The sequence below is a fragment of the Franzmannia pantelleriensis genome (assembly GCF_900102875.1).
Taxonomy (GTDB): Bacteria; Pseudomonadota; Gammaproteobacteria; order Pseudomonadales; family Halomonadaceae; genus Franzmannia; species Franzmannia pantelleriensis.
Window position 1 is genome coordinate 78,975 of the sequence record NZ_FNGH01000016.1, and the last position, 16,601, is coordinate 95,575.

The window sequence follows — 16,601 nt, forward strand, 5'->3', positions numbered from 1 at the left end:
AAGGCAGTGATTCACGCCTTCTTAAAGAGTGTCGCCAAGCCCACGATAGCGCTGCACAAAAGTGAATAAAACACATTGAATCAATGTATTGAAAATTATCAAAATGGCGACGCCGGGCCGCATCAGCCGCCCTTTGCGAGGCAGCTTCAAAGCACGATCATAGTGTTACCATATGTTGCCATCTACAGACAGGGCATCACTCGATCACCGCCACTTCGCCCCGCAGCATCCAGTGCCACTACGTGCCCCTGCCTGCCCTATCATGCCGCCTTTCAGCGCCCTCCTCGACAGATTGCATGCGAGCCCGATAGAGTTGCCAGGCTAGGCCGCCCGCCAACAGGTTGCCGACGGCGGCTCCCACTGCCAGGCCAGGCAGTCCACCGGCCAGCATCCCCAGCCACAGGCACGGCAGATAGCAGACGAACAGCCTGGCCGCGGACATCAACATGGCGCGTAGCGGCCAGCCGAGGGCATTGCCCGCCGATACCACGATCATGCACACCCCAAGAAGCGCATAGCTGGGCAGCAGGAAGCGAATCAGCAGCGCCAGATCGTCGCGGATATCCGGATTGCCCGCCAGTGCCTGGGCCACCCAAGGCGCCGCCGCCGCCATGACCAGTCCCAGCAGCAGCTGCCAGGCCACCACGGCCTTGGCCGCCAGCGTCATCAGACGCCGGATCTGCGGCCAGTCGCCGGCCCCGTAGCAACGCCCCAGCCAGGGGGGTAACGACATGGTCAGTGCCAGCACCAGCATCAACGATAGCGTCTCAAGACGGCTGGCCAACCCCCAGGCGGCCACCGCCGTCTCGCCTAGCCGTGAGACGATCGCAATCGCCAGCATCGCCGCAAGAGGCGGCATCAGTTGACTAATCATGGCCGGCCCAGCAATCCCGGCGAACGGCAGCGCCGAGCGTCGTGCTTCGAGCAGCAGGTCGCTACGCCCCAGCCAATCGGCGCGGCGCAGCCGCGGCCACAGGATCAGCCCGCCGCTGGCGAAAGCGATGACCGTGGCCCAGGCCGCGCCAGGCAGTCCCAGGCCGGGCCAGGGGCCAACGCCGAAAATCAGCAGAGGATCAAGCAGCAGGTTGACCAGGCTGGTGAATACCATCAACTTGCCCGGCAACCGCGTATCGCCGTGAGCGCGGCACAGGCTGTAGCCGAAATAGAGCAACGCGCCGAGCCACGCCGCCAACAGCTGTGGTCCCCAGTAGCCACGGATCAGGGCCAGGCTCTCGGCCGAGGCGCCCAGCCGCGTGAAGATTAGCGTCTGGGTCAGCCACAGCACACCGGCCAGCAGGCCAATCACGATGCCGCCTACCCCCAGCACCAGACTGCCCAGCCGCCTGGCTCGGCGTGCTTCGCCAGCGCCCAGCGCGCGTGAGATCAGCGCAGCGATGGCGATACCCAGGCCAACCTGGATGCCGATGATCAGAAACGTCAGCGGAAAGGTATAGGACTGAGCCGCCAGCGGCGCGGTCCCCAGGCGCGCGATAAAAGCACTGTCGACCAGTTGAAAGCCCAGCAGCGCCAGCACGCCAATGGCCATCGGCCAGGTCTGACGCCAGAGTTGAACGGCGAGTCGCGTTGAAGAGGGGGTGGCGGCAGACACGGGCACTCCAGTCGGTCAGGAGCGCACTAGTCTACTCGATCTCGCCGGGGACTTGGCAGCCGCTTTGCGTGCAGCGCCTAACTGACGATGCGCGGCTGCCCACCGACCAGGCCGGTCAACAGCCGGGTAGTATCGGTGGCACTCATCGGCTTGAAGAAGTAGTAACCCTGGACCAGGTCGCATTTCATCTCACGAACCAGTTCGAGCTGCTCCTCGTTTTCGACGCCCTCGGCGATCACCTCGAGGCCCAGCCGGTGGCCGATGAACACTGCCGCGGCCATGATCGCCCGGTCACTGGGGTCCTTAGGCGCGTCGCGCACGAAGCTGCGATCGATCTTCAGCGAGGTCACCGGAAACAGCTTCAGGTAGCTGAGTGACGAGTAGCCGGTACCGAAATCGTCGATGGCGATCTTCATACCGCGATGATAGAGGTCGCGCAGGGTATTAAGAATGTGCTCTTCTGCCTCGATCAGCACGTTCTCGGTCAACTCGATGCCGATATCCTGTGGGGTCAGACCAAACTCGCCCATGCAGGCTTCGAGATGATGGAAGGTGTTGGCCATTGCCAGCTGCTTGCCAGACAGGTTGATGTCGACCCGCGCACCGCCCAGCCCCTGTTTTTTCCACTCGGCCTGCTGACGACACGCCTCGCGAATCACCCACTCACCGATCCGATGGATCAACTGTGAGCGCTCGGCGACCGGGATGAACTCCGCCGGCGAAATGGCGCCTCCCTCCTTCGGATACCAGCGCACCAGCGCTTCCAGGTTCTCGATCCGCCCGCTCATCGCACTCACCTGTGGCTGGTAGTGAAGGCTCAATTCCTGCTCAGCCAGCGCCAGCTGCAGTCGCTCCGCCAGTCGGTGCTGATGCATCAGCTCATCGTGGATCTTCTGGTTGAAGAACCAGCAGCGATTGGGTGCCGACAGCTTGGCACGGTTCTTGGCAGCATCGGCATTATGGATCAACTCGCGCGCATTGGTGCCGTTGTCCGGATACAGGCTGACTCCCAGGCTCGCCGTGACGTGTACCTCGCGGCCGTCGAGCAGGAAGGGACGTGAAAAGCTGTCGAGCACCTTCTCCACCAGCTGCAACACATCGTTGCCGGCGCGCAGGTGCGGGAAGGCCAGCACGAATTCGTCGCTGCCGAAACGCGACAGCAGGTCCGACCCCCGCTGACAGTAGCGGAGTCGCTTGGCGACCATCGACAGCAGCAGGTCTCCCTGCTCGTAGCCCTTGGCGTCGTTGATCTCGGCGAAGCGGTCGAGATCGACGAAAAGTACCGCCAGGTACTCGCCATGGCGCTGCGCCGCGACGATGAATTCCTGTAGCTCGCGCTCGAAGGTGTGTCGATTAGGGAGTTGGGTCAGCGCGTCGTAGCGGGTCACGTACTCGAGTTCGCGGCGCGCTTCCTTCTGCTCGGAGAGGTCGACGTCAACGCAGAACATCAACGGATCGTCGCTATGCTCGGCCAGCATCAGGTGCTGGGAGAAAACCGCCACCGGCATGCCAGATTTGCTCTTGAGTTCGAGTTCGGCAGCGGGGATCTCGATGCCCTTCTCGATCCAATCGTGGTGCGCCGCCACCACCCCTTCCTGCATGTAATCGGGAATAATCAGATCTTCCAGCAGTTGCCCGTGCGCTTCTTCAGGCAGATAACCGTACAGCTGGGTACTGGCATGGTTCCAATAGATCACCCGGCGGCGGCTGTCATACCCTTGCACGGCCACCTTAGGCAGGCTCTCGAGCAGCGCACGAAAACGCAGCTCGCTCTCGCTATGGCGCTGCTGGGCCAAGACTAAGGCATGATGATCAGCGACGGCTATGGCTGTGGAAGCCCATTCGCCGCTCTCTGACGAGGGGTCATTCACTTCGGCGGCCTGGTTTAGAGGCACTTCTTGACGTGCCGAGCCACGCCGCTCGTACCACCACCCCATCCCCAAAACGAGTGCAACGCTGGTACTCAGCAACGCGGGCAACCAGGCGACCTCGCCTGGGCCTATCCATATCAGCGCCGCGACAAAGGCGGCCATCAAGAGCACCGCCACCCCCAACAGCAGTCTCGCGTGCGCTCGTAGTCGCTTGTACAAGATGTGCTCCCCTGCAACCCACCCAGCCAGCACCAACGCTGGGCGTATCGATTTCATGAGTCAATCCTACATTGCTTCGCCTCCTTGCGCAGCGGCAACCTCCTCCGCAGACCCGTATTCCGTCAATGAGTTAGCCCACTACACATGGGCTGACTGACCTAATAGTAGCTACCTATGCAAGATATGACGAAATTTCTACACACCACACGATTTATTGACATTATTTTTCATTTGTTTTCATTCTGTTTCTTGTAGTACCCAAGCTACGCCGATCCATTCCGGACTCGGCCCAAGATACAGAAAGGAAACGATCATGAAACAGGAAAGCCTCAAGCACGGTTACGACATCACCAGCATGCCCTTCGACTTTGCGCGCAGCTACTGGCAACCCGCGGTGCATAGCGAACTGGCCGAGCAGTACTGGAGCGTCACCGACGTTCGCGCACAGATCGACCTGCCGGCCTGGCAGGGCTATCTTGCCGACCTACCCCGCGACCCCTACGTGAATCAGCGTTGGAAGCGCATGGCTTGGCTGACGCTCAATGACCGCGACGACGTCGAGGTGATGGGTGAGTGCCCGATGGCACAGGGAGGGATGTTCAACGATGCGGACAGCATGGCCGACGTGCTGCGCTACTATCCCAGCCTGGAAACCTCATTCGTCGAGCGCAACGACGTCAAGGCCTTCGTCAAGGCGTGGGCCAAACTGTGGGGAATCGGCGCACGTGAACCGATCCTGATGCAGATTACCGGCATGCGCGGCAGCGAACCCTTGGATCCGCTGCAGGGCCAGGGCATCCATTCCGATGGCTGCAAGTACTTGAGCATCATGGTGGTGAGCCGCGACAACGTCAGCGGGGCCAACAGCCTGCTGTTCGCCGACAAGGCCGGCACTCACCCCCTTACCAAGCAGGTGCTGGCACCCGGCGATGTGCTGCACATTCGTGACGACAAGCTGTTCCACGGCGCCGACGGCATGACCCAGGATGATCGTGACAAACCCTATGAGCGTTTCATCATCATCATCAACAGCCGTTTCGTCGACGCCTTCCAGAACAAGATGCTGCGTCGTCACTTTCCCGATGCGGTGCTGAACGACGGCCACTGAACTCTGACCCGCTAGCTAGGCAAGCACCCGATGCATGACCTCCCACAAGCCGGTGCACTCGACGAGTGAGCCGGCTTCTTGCATGTGGGCCTGCCGAGCTGATAGGGAAGGTTCAGTCACCACTAACGCATGCTCCCGGCGCAAGGGCCGGGAGCATGCTGGGCAAACGTATTGACGGGATAGCGTTACTGACGAATCCCTTCGAAGGTCACGTACAGTTCGAGTTCATGCATCGACTCGGGGAAGTCGCTCATATCGATGCCGTAGTCCTCGAGGGTCAACATGGTCGACCCCTCGAAACCGGCACGATAGGCGCCCCACGGATCTTCACCCTCTCCCATCAAGGTGACCGGCATCTCGATCTCGCGGGTTTCCCCCTTGAGGGTCAACTCACCGCTCAGCACACCCTCGCCGTCATCGCCCGGCTCGAAACCGGTAGAGACGAAGCTGGCTTCAGGATACTGATCGGCATCGAGAAAATCATCGCTGAGGATATGACGGTCACGCTCGGCGTGGTTGGTATCCAAGCTGGTCACGTCGACATCCAGTGACACGCTGGAGGCGTCCAGATCATCCGGGTCATAGCTGAACTCACCGCTGAAATCGCGGAAGCTGCCGAGAATGTAGGAGTAACCGAGGTGATTGATCTTGAACTGCACGAAGGCGTGCTGCCCTTCGATATCGATCACGTAATCGTCGGCTTGCGCCTGGCTCAGCGGTACCAGCGCCGCGGCTCCAAATGCGGTTAGCAGTGCAGTCTTCTTCAACATTCCAGTGTCTCCGTTTGCGTCACTTCCCGCGCTCACTCGGCGGGAAACTTGGTTTGACCGACCCGCGGGCGCAGCATGCGCACCAGGGTATCGTGCCGGTCGATGAAATGATGCTTGAAAGCGGCCAGGGCATGGCCGGCGGCGAGAATCATCAGCGCCAGGGCGCTATACCAGTGCACATTGCCCGCAACACTTGCCTGATTCGGCAGGCCGTACAGGATCGCGGGCGCCTCGAACCAACCGAATACGCTGATACCACGACCGTTGGCGGTAGAGATCATGTAGCCACTGATCAACACGACCAACAGCAGCACATACAGCAGGATATGCCCGACGTGGGCCGCCATGCGCTCGAAGCGGTGGCCTTGGGCCTGTGGTGTCGGCTGGACGATTCGCCAGCCGACTCTCAGCAGCGTTGCCAGCAGCAGCAGTACGCCCAGCGAGCGATGCCACCATGGCCCCAGGTTGTACCAGCTATCGAAGTAGCTAAGCCCGGTCATCCACCAGCCCAGGGCAAACAGCCCGATGATCACCGCGGCACTGAGCCAGTGCAGCAGGATAGCCACTAATCCCCAGCGCCTCGTGGTGTTGCGCCACATATTCGCGATCCCATGTGATAAAGCGGATTTTCCTGGCAATAGGCTAGTGGCTTACCGACGCGTGCACAGCGCCACCGCGGTGAATGCATCGTTCACGCCAGAGAAACGATCACCGTTCAGCGGCCTTGCATCTGCTCCAGCAGCAACGCTGCGGTGGGGGCGCTCGAGGCCGGGTTCTGCCCAGTCACCAGCAGGCCATCGTTGACCTGGTAGGGGGCGAAATCATCCACACTGCGCAGATAGTCTGCCCCCAATCGCTTGAGCTCATTCTCGAGCAGGTGCGGGACGACGTCATGCAGGCCGACGGCCTCCTCTTCGCTGTTGGCGAATCCGGTAACCCGCTTGCCCTTGACCAGTGGCTCGCCGCTGGCGGTCTTGGCCTTGAGCAGCACCGTGGGCGCGTGGCATACCGCGCCTACCGGCTTGTCGGCGGCAACGAAAGCCTCGATCAGGCGCAACGAGTCGGCGTTGTCGGTCAGGTCCCAGAGCGGGCCATGCCCACCGGGATAGAAGATGGCATCGTAATCAGTGGCATTGACCGCATCCAGCCGCAGGGTGTTCGCCAGCTGGGCCTTGGCGTCGTGGTCTGCCTCGAAGCGATGGGTCTCGGCGGTGAGGGCATCTTCCTGGGTGGAATTGGGGTCCACCGGCGGCTGACCGCCCTTGGGCGAGGCCAGGGTGACCTCGGCACCCGCATCCTTGAAGACATAGTAGGGTGCGGCGAACTCCTCGAGCCAGAACCCGGTCTTGTGGCCAGTATCACCCATGGCATCGTGCGAGGTCAGAACCATCAAAATCTTCATCGTTACCCTCCTGGAACGTAACACGGCTTAACCCTGAGTAGATGGCACCGAACGCTGGAGGTTCAACCCTGTGAGGCAAACCGTCTATACCGATCGGTGGCCGCGCTGTGATGCCAGCAGTTCCTGGGTCTGCCAGGCGATCATTCGCTCTTCGTCAGTGGCCAGCACCCATAGCCCCACACGGCTCTCGGCCCCGGCGATCGAGGTGGCATGAACCTGATTGGCCGCCCCATCAAGGCGCGCGCCCAGCCAGCGGCAGCCGTCGACGATCGCGGCACGGACCGGATCGGCGCGCTCCCCGATCCCCGCCGTGAATACCAGATGGTCGAGTCCCTCAAGCGCCGCCGCAAGGCTGCCGATTTCGCGCACGATGCGATAGACGAACAGCTCCACGGCCAACTGTGCAGCGGGTGAGCTACTGGCCAGCAGCTCACGCATATCACCGCTGATGCCGGAGACACCCAGCAGCCCCGCCTCGCGATACAGCAGCCGCTCCACTTCCGCGGCACTCATCCCGCGCTGCTGAATCAGGTGCAGTACCAGCCCCGGATCCAGACTGCCGCTGCGGGTGCCCATCATCAAGCCATCCAAAGCAGTAAAGCCCATGCTCGAGGCGATACTCCGGCCATTGGCAATGGCGCACAGGCTGGCGCCGCTACCCAAGTGCGCCACGATCACCCGGTCAGCGGGCTGGTCGCCCAGCTCCCGGGTAAGCTGCCGGTTGACGTAATCGTAGCTAAGCCCATGAAAGCCGTAGCGGCGCATGCCTTCATCGTGAAAATGCTGTGGCAGCGCAAAGCGCTGGGCCAGCGCCGGCTGATCGGCGTGAAAGGCGGTATCGAAGCTGGCGACCTGGGTCAGCGCGGGCCTGCGCTCGGCCAGGGTCCTCACCGGCGCCAGGCAGTGGGGCTGATGCAGGGGGGCAAGGGGGCTTAGGCCTTGCAGCTCGTCCAGGGTCATGGCATCGATGCGCGCGGCTTCACGGTAGCGCGCACCGCCGTGAACGACACGGTGGCCCACCGCGTCGAGACGTTGCCAGCCGATCTCCGCTTCCAGCCAATCGAGCAGATAGGCCAGGGCCGATGCCTGTCGGTCATCAGCGTTGCCGCCCGAGAGCTTCAGCGTACGTTCTTCGGGCTGCTGACCAGGGCGCGCCTCGAGCTGCCAGCACGGCGTGGTGCCAAGCCCACTGATCTGTCCCCGCAGCACCACCGGCAAGGCCTCGGGCGAGCTGTTATCCCGCGCCTCGAACAGTGCGAACTTGAGGCTCGACGAGCCACTGTTGAGAACCAGTAACAGGCTCATGTCGCATCCGTTATGTGCTGATGGCCCGCCACCAGCAGCGCCAGGGCACAGGAAGCGAGACGGGTAATGGCATCGTCGGCGCGACTGGTCAGCACGATCGGCACCTGGGCGCCCATTACCAGGCCGGCGCCGCTGGCATCGGCCAAGTGGGTCAGCTGTTTCATCAGCATATTGGCGGCCTCGAGATCGGGTGCCACCAGGATATCCGCGCGCCCGGCCACCGCCGAGTCAATGCCCTTGGTCTTGGCCGCGGCTTCGGAAATGGCGTTGTCGAAGGCCAGCGGCCCGTCGAGCAGTCCACCGGTGATCTGACCACGTTCGGCCATCTTGCACAGCGCCGCGGCATCCAGGGTCGAGGCGAGCCGCGGGTTGATGGTCTCGATGGCGGATAGCAGCGCCACTCGCGGCTGCTCGATGCCGACTGCATGAACCAGATCAATGGCGTTTTGCACGATGTCACGCTTGGTCTCTAGCCCCGGCGCGATGTTGATGGCGGCATCGGTGATGAATAGCGGCCGCGGGTAGGTTGGCACATCGAATGCCATGACATGACTCAGCCGACGCCCGGTACGCAGGCCACTGTTGCGCGCCACCACCGCCTGGAGCAGCTCATCGGTGTGAAGTGCCCCCTTCATGAGCGCATTGGCGCGCCCTTCGCGAACCAGTGCCACAGCCTGCTCGGCGGCGGCATGGCTATGCTTTGTAGGGATCAGCTCGAAGCCATCGATATCCACCTCTGCGGCTTCGGCGGCGGCGCGAATACGGGCCTCCGGCCCGACCAGCAGCGGTGTGATAAAGCCCTTGTCGGCGGCCTCCCAAGCGCCCTTGATCGAAACATCATCGACCGGATGCACCACTGCCATGGTCAGCGCCTGAGTGCGCTCAGCGGCATTCAGCAGCTCGTGCAGATGTCCGCGCTCCGCCAGCCGCAGTTGCGGCATCACCGTGCGTCGTCTGCGGATCTTCTCGCGCGGGGCAACGACCTCGGCCTCGCCTTCGATGACACTCTCGTCCTTCTGGTTGGCGCAGCGACAGTCGAAGGTGATCCGCGAGCGTCGCGTTTCCTTATTGCGCACCTTGACGCTGACGGTGAGCACGTCGCCAAGCCGAACCGGTGCCAGAAAGCGCAGCGACTGTCCGACATAGAGCGTGCCCGGGCCCGGCAGCTCGGTGCCCAGTACGGTTGAGATCAGGGCCCCGCCCCACATGCCGTGGGCGATCACCTCCTGAAAGCGTGAACTCTTGGCATAGTCTTCATCGACGTGGGCGGGATTGATATCGCCCGACATGATGGCGAACAACTTGATGTCTTCAAGAGTCAAGCGCTTCTGGATCGATGCGCTATCGCCCACCTCGATCTCATCGAAGGTGCGATTCTCGATATCGTCCTGTTGCAGGTCGCTCATGGTCATGCCCTGATGTGGTGGCCGGCATCAACGTAAAGGGTGGTGCCGGTCAGCGCGGCACCGGCCGCCGAGGCGAGATAGACTACCGACTGCCCCACCTCCTCGACGCTGGCCAGGCGACGCAGCGGCGAACGCGTCTCACCGGCGTGGACAAGGGCGTCGAAGTCCTTGAGACCGGACGCAGCACGCGTACGAATCGCCCCGGGAGACACCGCATGCACACGAATCCCTGACGGCCCCAGCTCGGCGGCCAGGTAGCGGGTCGTCGACTCCAGTGCCGCCTTAACCGGCCCCATCAGGTTGTAGTTGTCGACCACCTTGTCGGCGCCGTAATAGGACATGCAGATCAGGCTGCCGCCGTCATGCATCAGCGGCTCTGCCAGCCGGGCCATGCGGATGAACGAGTGGCAGGAAAGGTCCATGGCGAGCATGAAGCCGTCGCGAGAGCAGTCGACCACGCGGCCGTGCAGATCCTCCAGCGGCGCATAGGCGATGGAGTGCACCACGAAGTCGAGTCGCCCCCAGCGCTCGGCGGCGCGCCGGAACAGCGCCTCCAGCTGGGTATCGTCCTGAACGTCGCAGCAGATCAGCTCGGGCTCGCCCAGTTCCGCGGCCAGGGGAGCGACGAAGCGCTCCGCCTTGGGCGAGGCGTAGCTGACGATCTGCTCGGCCCCTGCCTGGTGACAGGCCAGCGCACAGCCATAGGCAATGCTGTCGCGATTGGCCAGGCCGGTGACGATACCGACCTTGCCCTCCAGGGAAAACGCGTGGCCCATCTCGACCCTCTCCTTGTCAGTGACAATCCAGTAGCGGCAGGCGGAGTACGTTTGCTGCCGCGCTGCAGCATAGCCTAGCGTAAGACATCCCGCTCTGCCCGTTGATGGCCACGGGTGCCAGCGCTTGCCGACTGCCCTATGCTGCACTCAGCTCGTTTCCATGCACCGATCAGGATTCCCATGCCGACTCTCCCCCCCTTCCCCGCCGTTCAGGTGTCGCGCCTGCCGGAGATGCATCTACACGCCGAAGCGATCCAGCGCCTACCGGCGCTGATCGAAGGCTTCGGCCAGCACGCACTGTTGATCACCGGTCGGCACTCGTTCGTCGCCTCGCCGCACTGGCCGGCGCTGCTCGAGGCACTCGAGGAACGGGGTATCGATTGGCAGCACGCCCGTATCGACGGCGAGCCCTCACCGCAGCGCGTCGATGCGCTGGTTGCCGAGCATCATCACGACAGCGTCGACGTCGTGGTGGCGATTGGCGGCGGCAGCGTGCTCGACGCCGGCAAGGCCGTGGCAGGCTTGCTGAGACCGGGCAACTCGGTCATGGATCATCTCGAAGGGGTCGGGCGTGGCCTCGCTTATCAGGGCCCAGCGGTGCCGATGATCGCGGTGCCCACCACCGCCGGGACCGGCAGTGAGGCGACCAAGAACGCCGTGCTCAGCGTACAGGGCCGCGATGGATTCAAGAAATCGTTTCGCGATGCCCAACTGGTGCCGCGTATTGCCCTGGTCGATCCTGCGCTACTGGTCGGCTGCCCAAAACCGCAGCTGGCCGCCAACGCCATGGATGCCCTGACACAACTGCTGGAATCCTACGTGTCGCTCAATGCCAGCGCCTTTACCGACGCCCTGGCATGGGCGGGCATGGAGGCCCTCCAGCAAGGTCTATGGGACGCCTGGCAGGCAGATGACGGAGAGTTCTGTGAGGGTTATACGCGGCTCGCCTATGCCTCTCTGAGCTCGGGTATTACCCTGGCACAGGCCGGGCTCGGCGCGGTGCACGGCCTGGCCTCGCCGCTTGGCGCCTTCTTCCCGATGCCTCACGGGGCGGTATGCGGCACCCTGTTGGCCGAGGCCACCGCTACCAATGTCGCTGCCCTGGAGGCTCAGACGCCCGATGCGACGGCACTGATCAAGTACGCCAAGGTGGGACGCCTGCTCAGTGATGACGAAAGCCTTGAGGATGGTCCGGCCCGACAAGCGCTAGTCGAAACTCTGCACGACTGGAGTCAACGCTTGGAAATGCCGAGACTTGGCCGCTTCGGCATGACCACCGAGGATATTCCGCGAGTGGTGGCCAATGCGCGTGGTGGCAGCATGCAGACCAACCCGCTAGTGCTCAGCGACGAGGCGCTGTCGGCACTGCTGGCCGCACGCCTGTAGCCTCCGGAATGCTCATAGCGTACCGCCTGCCTCGATGCAAAAGCCCAGGTCGATCACCCGCTGGGCGATCGGCTTGCCCTGAATGCGCGCCAACAGCTCGCAGGCCGCGGTCTCGCCGATCGCCTCGCGCGGCGTGATCACGCTGGCCAGTCGCGGCGCCATGACCTGACCGACGTCATGACCATGGAAACCGGCGATGGCAATTCGCTCGGGCACCGCCACGCCGCGTCGCAGACACTCGAAGTAGGCCCCCACCGCGACGTCGTCGTTGGTGCAGAACAAGGCATCGGTCTCAGGGTGTTCGGCCAGTAGCTCAGCCATCTGCGTGGCCCCCACGCTGTAGGAAGAGCGCATCGAGGTATACAGCGTCAGCGGGGTCAGGCCGTGCTCGGCCATTGCCTGGCTGTAGCCCTGCTCGCGCTGACGCGTACGCTCATCGAGTCGCACCGCCAGATAGACGATATGCCGCCGGCCGCGGCGTATCATCTCGCTGACCATGGCTTGAGCGGCAGCGACGTTGTCGTAGCCTACCGCCTGATGAATCGGCGCCAAATGGGTATCCATTATCTCGACGCTGGGAATCCCGGCAGTCTCGAGCATGCGGCAGGTGCGGCGGGTGTGAAGGCTGTCGGAGAGGATCACCCCGTCGACATTATAGGAGAGCAGCGACGCCAGGCTGCGCTCCTCGAGCTCCGGGCTGTAACCATAGTGGGACAGCATCAGGTGATAGCCGGCGGGCTCGGTGGCCAGCTCGATGCCCTTGATGACGTCGGCGAAGACCTGGTTGGTCAGCGACGGCACCATCACCCCGATGGCGCGACTGGTCGCCTTGGAGAGGATATCCGGCGCACGATTGGGGATGTAGCCGAGCTCCTCTGCCACCGCGAATATCTGTTCACGCAAGCCTTCAGAGACCGTCTGCGGGTCGCGCAGACAGCGACTGACGGTCATCTTGGTCGCACCCACGCGGTCGGCGATATCCTGGAGTGTCGGTCGTTTTTTCTTCACGGAGCCCTGATTGTCAGCGATGAGTAGCAAACGCCGCTCACCTTAGCCAATGTGCACGCGAAGGTCATGCCCTATCGCGGCTGGGTCTGCAGCCACGCCACGGCGTGCTCGATCATTACCTCGGGCGACTGGCTGACCACCAGGCTCAGCGCCTCATCTGCTGCTGGCGGTTCAAGATCGGCCAGCTGGCTGTCGAGCATCGCTTCGCCGCTGAAGAAGTGGCCTTCTCGCCCGGTGAGCCGCTCGCGCAACAGTGCTCGGCTACCCTCGAGGTAGACGATGGCCAATGCTGGGTCGCCGCCCCGCAGAATATCGCGATAACGCGCCTTGAGCGCCGAGCAGCCAATCACCACCGAGCGGCCGTCACGGCGGCAGTCGGCAAAGAACTCCGCCAGCGTCTCCAGCCAACCCTGACGGTCCCGATCATCGAGCGGCGTACCACGCGCCATCTTGGCGATATTGGCCGCGGAGTGATGATCATCGCCGTCGATGAAATCGGCGCCGAGTCGTTCGGCCAGCAGGCGGCCGACGTGCGACTTGCCCGAGCCGGATACCCCCATGACCAGAATTCGATAAGACGTCGTCACCGTTCGCTCCCGTCTCAATTACCGCCCACGGCGGTGAGGTCCGGCAGCCAGGTGACCAGGCCGGGGAAGGCGATCAGGATCACTGCCATGATCAACAGGGTGGCGTAGTAGGGCAGCATCGCCTTGACCAACTGCTCCATGGTCACCTTGCCTACCCCGCAGCCGACGTACAGGCAGGTGCCCACCGGCGGCGTCAGCAGCCCGATGCCGAGAATGAACGCCATCAGCACGCCGAAGTAGACCGGGTCGATGCCCACCGAGGTGACGATCGGCGTCAGCATCGGCGCCATGATCACCATCGCCGGGGTCAGGTCCATCACGAAGCCCACCAGCAGCAGCAGACCGGCGACGATCAGCAGCAGCCAGAACGGGTCCTGGGTGATCGATTGCACCTGGGTGACCAGGGTCTGGGGCACCATGTTGATGGTCAGGAACCAGGCGATCACCGTGGCGAAGGAAAACCCAAAGTCGAGCCACTCGCCGGCGCGGACCACCGCGGCGAACAGGCGCAGCTGGCCGCAGGTGCGGCCGCGCTCGCCCTCGAGACGTGCCTGGGGCAGGCCGGTCTCGGCCATGCCGCGCTGGGTCAGGTCGTCACCGACCGCCTCGATCTCGGCGGCGATGGTCTCGAGAAAGGTCGCGCGATCCTCCAGTGAGGTCTCGCGGTAGCTGGCGAAGGCCGCCTCGGCGAGTTCGCAGGCACGCGCGACCTCGGCCTCGCCGCCGCCGCGGTAGACCGGCTCGAGCGCTTCGCCGCTGGCGGGGTTGATGGCGCGGATCTCGGCACGCTCGCCGCTGACGGCCTGCTGGCCGATGAGTAGCTGTCCAGATAGGGTCATATGGCGCTCCTTTCGGTTTAGAGGGGGGATACTCGGCAGTCAACGGAGTTGGCCTCGAGCCGCAGCGGATTGCGCAGCGGGCGGCCGAACGCACTCAGCTCGATCTCGAAGCGATCACCGTCGCGGGGCTGGATGCCGTCGGCAAAGCTCAGTGTCGCGGTGCCGAAGAAGTGCACGTGGACGTCGCCGGGGCGGCGGAAGCCGGCATACTTGAAGTGGTGGTGCTCGAGGTTGGCCAGGCTATGCGCCATGTTCTCTTCGCCGGTGAGGAACGGCTTCTCCCACAGCGTGGCGCCGTCGCGGACGATACGGCTGACGCCCTCCAAGTGCGCGGGCAGATCGCCGATCAACAGCTCCGGGCCCACGCTGCAGGCGCGCAGCTTGGAGTGGGCCAGCCACAGGTAGTTGAAGCGCTCGGTGACGTGATCGGAGAACTCGTTGCCGATGGCGTAACCGACCCGCCACGGCGTGCCGTCGGCGCCGACCAGGTAGAGCCCGGCCAGCTCCGGCTCCTCGCCGGCATCCTCGGCAAAGGCTGGCGAGGGCAACGCGGCTTCGGGGGCCACGATGCAGTCGCCGTCACCCTTGTAGAACCACTCCGGCTGGGCGCCCGTCTCACCGGGGGCGGGCTTGCCGCCCTCCACGCCCAGTTTGAACATGCGCATGGAGTCGGTGAGTTCCTCCTCCGTCACTTGCGTCTTGGTGTGCATCGCCGAGCGGGTATCGGCGCTGCCCAGGTGGGTGAGGCCGGTGCCGGTGACCAAGCAGTGGGCCGGGTCGGGATGGGTCAGCGGGGGCAGCAGGCGACACTCGTCGACCAGCGGCTGATAGTCGACCAGCGTATCGCCAAGGCGCGCCTCGACGACCTGAGTGAGCGGCTGGCCGGCGTCGATGGCGATCTGCGCCAGGGCGTAGGTGCCCCCCGGGATGTCGATGGGACGCACCGCGTCACTGGTTTCCACCACGGCCACCCGCAGTTGGTCCTGGTCGAGGTATTGGATCAAACGCATGATAGCTTCCTTATGTAATATCTAGCGTCAATTACCGCGTACGGCGGTAAGGTCCGGCAGCCAGGTCACCAGGCCGGGGAAGGCGATCAGGATCACGGCCATGATCAACAGGGTGGCGTAGTAGGGCAGCATCGCCTTGACCAACTGCTCCATGGTGACCTTGCCCACCCCGCAGCCGACATACAGGCAGGTACCCACCGGCGGCGTCAGTAGCCCGATGCCGAGAATGAACGCCATCAGCACGCCGAAGTAGACCGGGTCGATGCCCACCGAGGTGACGATCGGCGTCAGCATCGGCGCCATGATCACCATCGCCGGGGTCAGGTCCATCACGAAGCCCACCAGTAGCAGCAGGCCGGCGACGATCAGCAGCAGCCAGAACGGGTCCTGGGTGATCGACTGCACCTGGGTGACCAGGGTCTGGGGCACCATGTTGATGGTCAGGAACCAGGCGATCACCGTGGCGAAGGCCAGCAGCAAGAGCACCATGCCGGTCAGACGCGCGGTGCGGATCAGCATGCCCCACAGCTCGCGGACGTGGAACTCACGGTAGACCACCAGCGAGATGACCAGCGAGTAGAGCAGCGCCGCCACCGCCGCCTCGGTGGCGGTGAACACCCCGCCGATGATGCCGCCGATCACGATCACCGGCAGCACCAGCGCCAGCCAGGCGGCCTTGAACGCCTGCCACAGCGGGCCGAGGCGGAACTTGCGGGTCTGCCCGGCGCCGCCGAAGCTGGCCATGATGAAGGTGGTGACCATCAGCCCGACGCCGATCATCACCCCCGGCACGATGCCGGCGATGAACAGTCGGCTGATCGAGGTCTCGGTGACGATGCCGTAGAGGATCAGCGGAATCGACGGCGGAATGATGATGCCGATCACCGAGGAGACGGTGTTGATCGCCGTGGCCTGCGGCCCCGAGTAGCCCTGCTGCTTCATCGACGGGATCATCATCGAGCCGGTGGCGGCGGTATCGGCCACCGCCGAGCCGCTGATGCCGCCAAAGAACATCGAGCCGGTAATCGCCACCTGGCCGAGGCCGCCGCGAATGAAGCCAACCAGCGCACCGGCCAGCTCCATCAGCCGCCGGGCGATGCCGCCGGCGCTCATCACCTCGCCGACCAGGATGAAGAAGGGAATCGCCAGCAGCGGGAAGTTGTTGACCCCGCGCACCGACTGTTCGATCAGGATCGACAGCGGGATATCCGAGAGCACCGCCATCACCACCGCGGCGATGCCCAGCCCGAAGGCGATCGGCAGGCCCAGGGCCAGGGAGGCGAACAGGATACCGAGAAAGATCCA

The 16,601-nt window shown here is 63.7% G+C and carries 15 protein-coding genes and 1 pseudogene; 2 read left to right on the forward strand and 14 right to left on the reverse strand.

Annotated elements, in window-relative coordinates; translation table 11 throughout:
• Positions 1 to 238 precede the first annotated feature (238 nt).
• Both BLT16_RS18025 and BLT16_RS18030 read right to left on the reverse strand, forming a co-directional pair.
• On the reverse strand, positions 239 to 1,615 hold the full coding sequence (locus tag BLT16_RS18025; protein ID WP_422717937.1) for an MATE family efflux transporter: 1,377 nt from the start codon (positions 1,613 to 1,615) through the stop codon (positions 239 to 241).
• 71 nt (positions 1,616 to 1,686) lie between these two features.
• Positions 1,687 to 3,405 (reverse strand): putative bifunctional diguanylate cyclase/phosphodiesterase, encoded by a 1,719-nt coding sequence (locus tag BLT16_RS18030; RefSeq protein ID WP_245701755.1) that lies wholly within the window; start codon positions 3,403 to 3,405, stop codon positions 1,687 to 1,689.
• 607 nt (positions 3,406 to 4,012) lie between these two features.
• On the opposite strand from BLT16_RS18030, the gene BLT16_RS18035 reads away from it, so the two are divergent.
• Positions 4,013 to 4,807: a 2OG-Fe dioxygenase family protein gene (locus BLT16_RS18035; protein WP_089660098.1), complete on the forward strand. Its 795-nt coding sequence runs from the start codon at positions 4,013 to 4,015 to the stop codon at positions 4,805 to 4,807.
• A 185-nt stretch (positions 4,808 to 4,992) separates the two neighbouring features.
• Here BLT16_RS18035 and BLT16_RS18040 read toward each other — a convergent pair whose 3' ends face one another.
• The 6 genes from BLT16_RS18040 to fabI form a co-directional block, all read right to left on the reverse strand.
• Positions 4,993 to 5,577: a YceI family protein gene (locus tag BLT16_RS18040; protein WP_089660100.1), complete on the reverse strand. Its 585-nt coding sequence runs from the start codon at positions 5,575 to 5,577 to the stop codon at positions 4,993 to 4,995.
• Positions 5,578 to 5,609: 32 nt separating this feature from the next.
• A complete protein-coding gene (locus BLT16_RS18045) occupies positions 5,610 to 6,176 on the reverse strand; it encodes a cytochrome b (protein ID WP_089660102.1) in 567 nt (188 codons plus the stop codon).
• A gap of 116 nt (positions 6,177 to 6,292) precedes the next feature.
• The gene (locus BLT16_RS18050) at positions 6,293 to 6,979 is read right to left on the reverse strand and encodes a type 1 glutamine amidotransferase domain-containing protein (protein ID WP_089660104.1); all 687 of its coding nucleotides are present in this window, start codon (positions 6,977 to 6,979) and stop codon (positions 6,293 to 6,295) included.
• Between the two features lie 84 nt (positions 6,980 to 7,063).
• Positions 7,064 to 8,284 carry an acetate/propionate family kinase gene (locus BLT16_RS18055; protein WP_089660107.1) on the reverse strand — a complete coding sequence of 407 codons (1,221 nt, stop codon included), beginning with the start codon at positions 8,282 to 8,284 and terminating at the stop codon, positions 7,064 to 7,066.
• Complete coding sequence (locus BLT16_RS18060; RefSeq protein WP_245701759.1) at positions 8,281 to 9,690, reverse strand: bifunctional enoyl-CoA hydratase/phosphate acetyltransferase; 1,410 nt, start codon at positions 9,688 to 9,690, stop codon at positions 8,281 to 8,283. The genes BLT16_RS18055 and BLT16_RS18060 overlap by 4 nt, the downstream gene beginning before the upstream one ends.
• 2 nt (positions 9,691 to 9,692) lie before the next feature.
• On the reverse strand, positions 9,693 to 10,466 hold the full coding sequence (fabI, locus tag BLT16_RS18065; protein ID WP_089660111.1) for an enoyl-ACP reductase FabI: 774 nt from the start codon (positions 10,464 to 10,466) through the stop codon (positions 9,693 to 9,695).
• Between the two features lie 180 nt (positions 10,467 to 10,646).
• Between fabI and BLT16_RS18070 the strand changes: the two genes are divergently transcribed.
• Positions 10,647 to 11,852 (forward strand): iron-containing alcohol dehydrogenase, encoded by a 1,206-nt coding sequence (locus tag BLT16_RS18070; protein ID WP_089660113.1) that lies wholly within the window; start codon positions 10,647 to 10,649, stop codon positions 11,850 to 11,852.
• A 12-nt stretch (positions 11,853 to 11,864) separates the two neighbouring features.
• Here BLT16_RS18070 and gntR read toward each other — a convergent pair whose 3' ends face one another.
• The 6 genes and pseudogenes from gntR to BLT16_RS18100 form a co-directional block, all read right to left on the reverse strand.
• Entirely contained in the window at positions 11,865 to 12,860 is a 996-nt protein-coding gene (gene gntR, locus BLT16_RS18075; RefSeq protein ID WP_089660131.1) for a gluconate operon transcriptional repressor GntR, read from the reverse strand.
• A 71-nt stretch (positions 12,861 to 12,931) separates the two neighbouring features.
• Positions 12,932 to 13,447: a gluconokinase gene (locus BLT16_RS18080; protein ID WP_422717938.1), complete on the reverse strand. Its 516-nt coding sequence runs from the start codon at positions 13,445 to 13,447 to the stop codon at positions 12,932 to 12,934.
• A gap of 14 nt (positions 13,448 to 13,461) precedes the next feature.
• Positions 13,462 to 13,941 carry a TRAP transporter large permease subunit gene (locus BLT16_RS18085; protein ID WP_281243322.1) on the reverse strand — a complete coding sequence of 160 codons (480 nt, stop codon included), beginning with the start codon at positions 13,939 to 13,941 and terminating at the stop codon, positions 13,462 to 13,464.
• Positions 13,915 to 14,286: pseudogene (locus tag BLT16_RS18090) on the reverse strand (aldehyde dehydrogenase family protein); the annotation flags it as partial. The pseudogene BLT16_RS18090 and the gene BLT16_RS18085, both read right to left, overlap by 27 nt.
• Before the next feature lie 17 nt (positions 14,287 to 14,303).
• The gene (gene araD1, locus BLT16_RS18095; RefSeq protein WP_089660116.1) at positions 14,304 to 15,296 is read right to left on the reverse strand and encodes an AraD1 family protein; all 993 of its coding nucleotides are present in this window, start codon (positions 15,294 to 15,296) and stop codon (positions 14,304 to 14,306) included.
• A gap of 27 nt (positions 15,297 to 15,323) precedes the next feature.
• Positions 15,324 to 16,601, reverse strand: a 1,278-nt coding sequence (locus tag BLT16_RS18100; protein ID WP_245701760.1) for a TRAP transporter large permease, incomplete at its 5' end; no start/stop codon positions are given.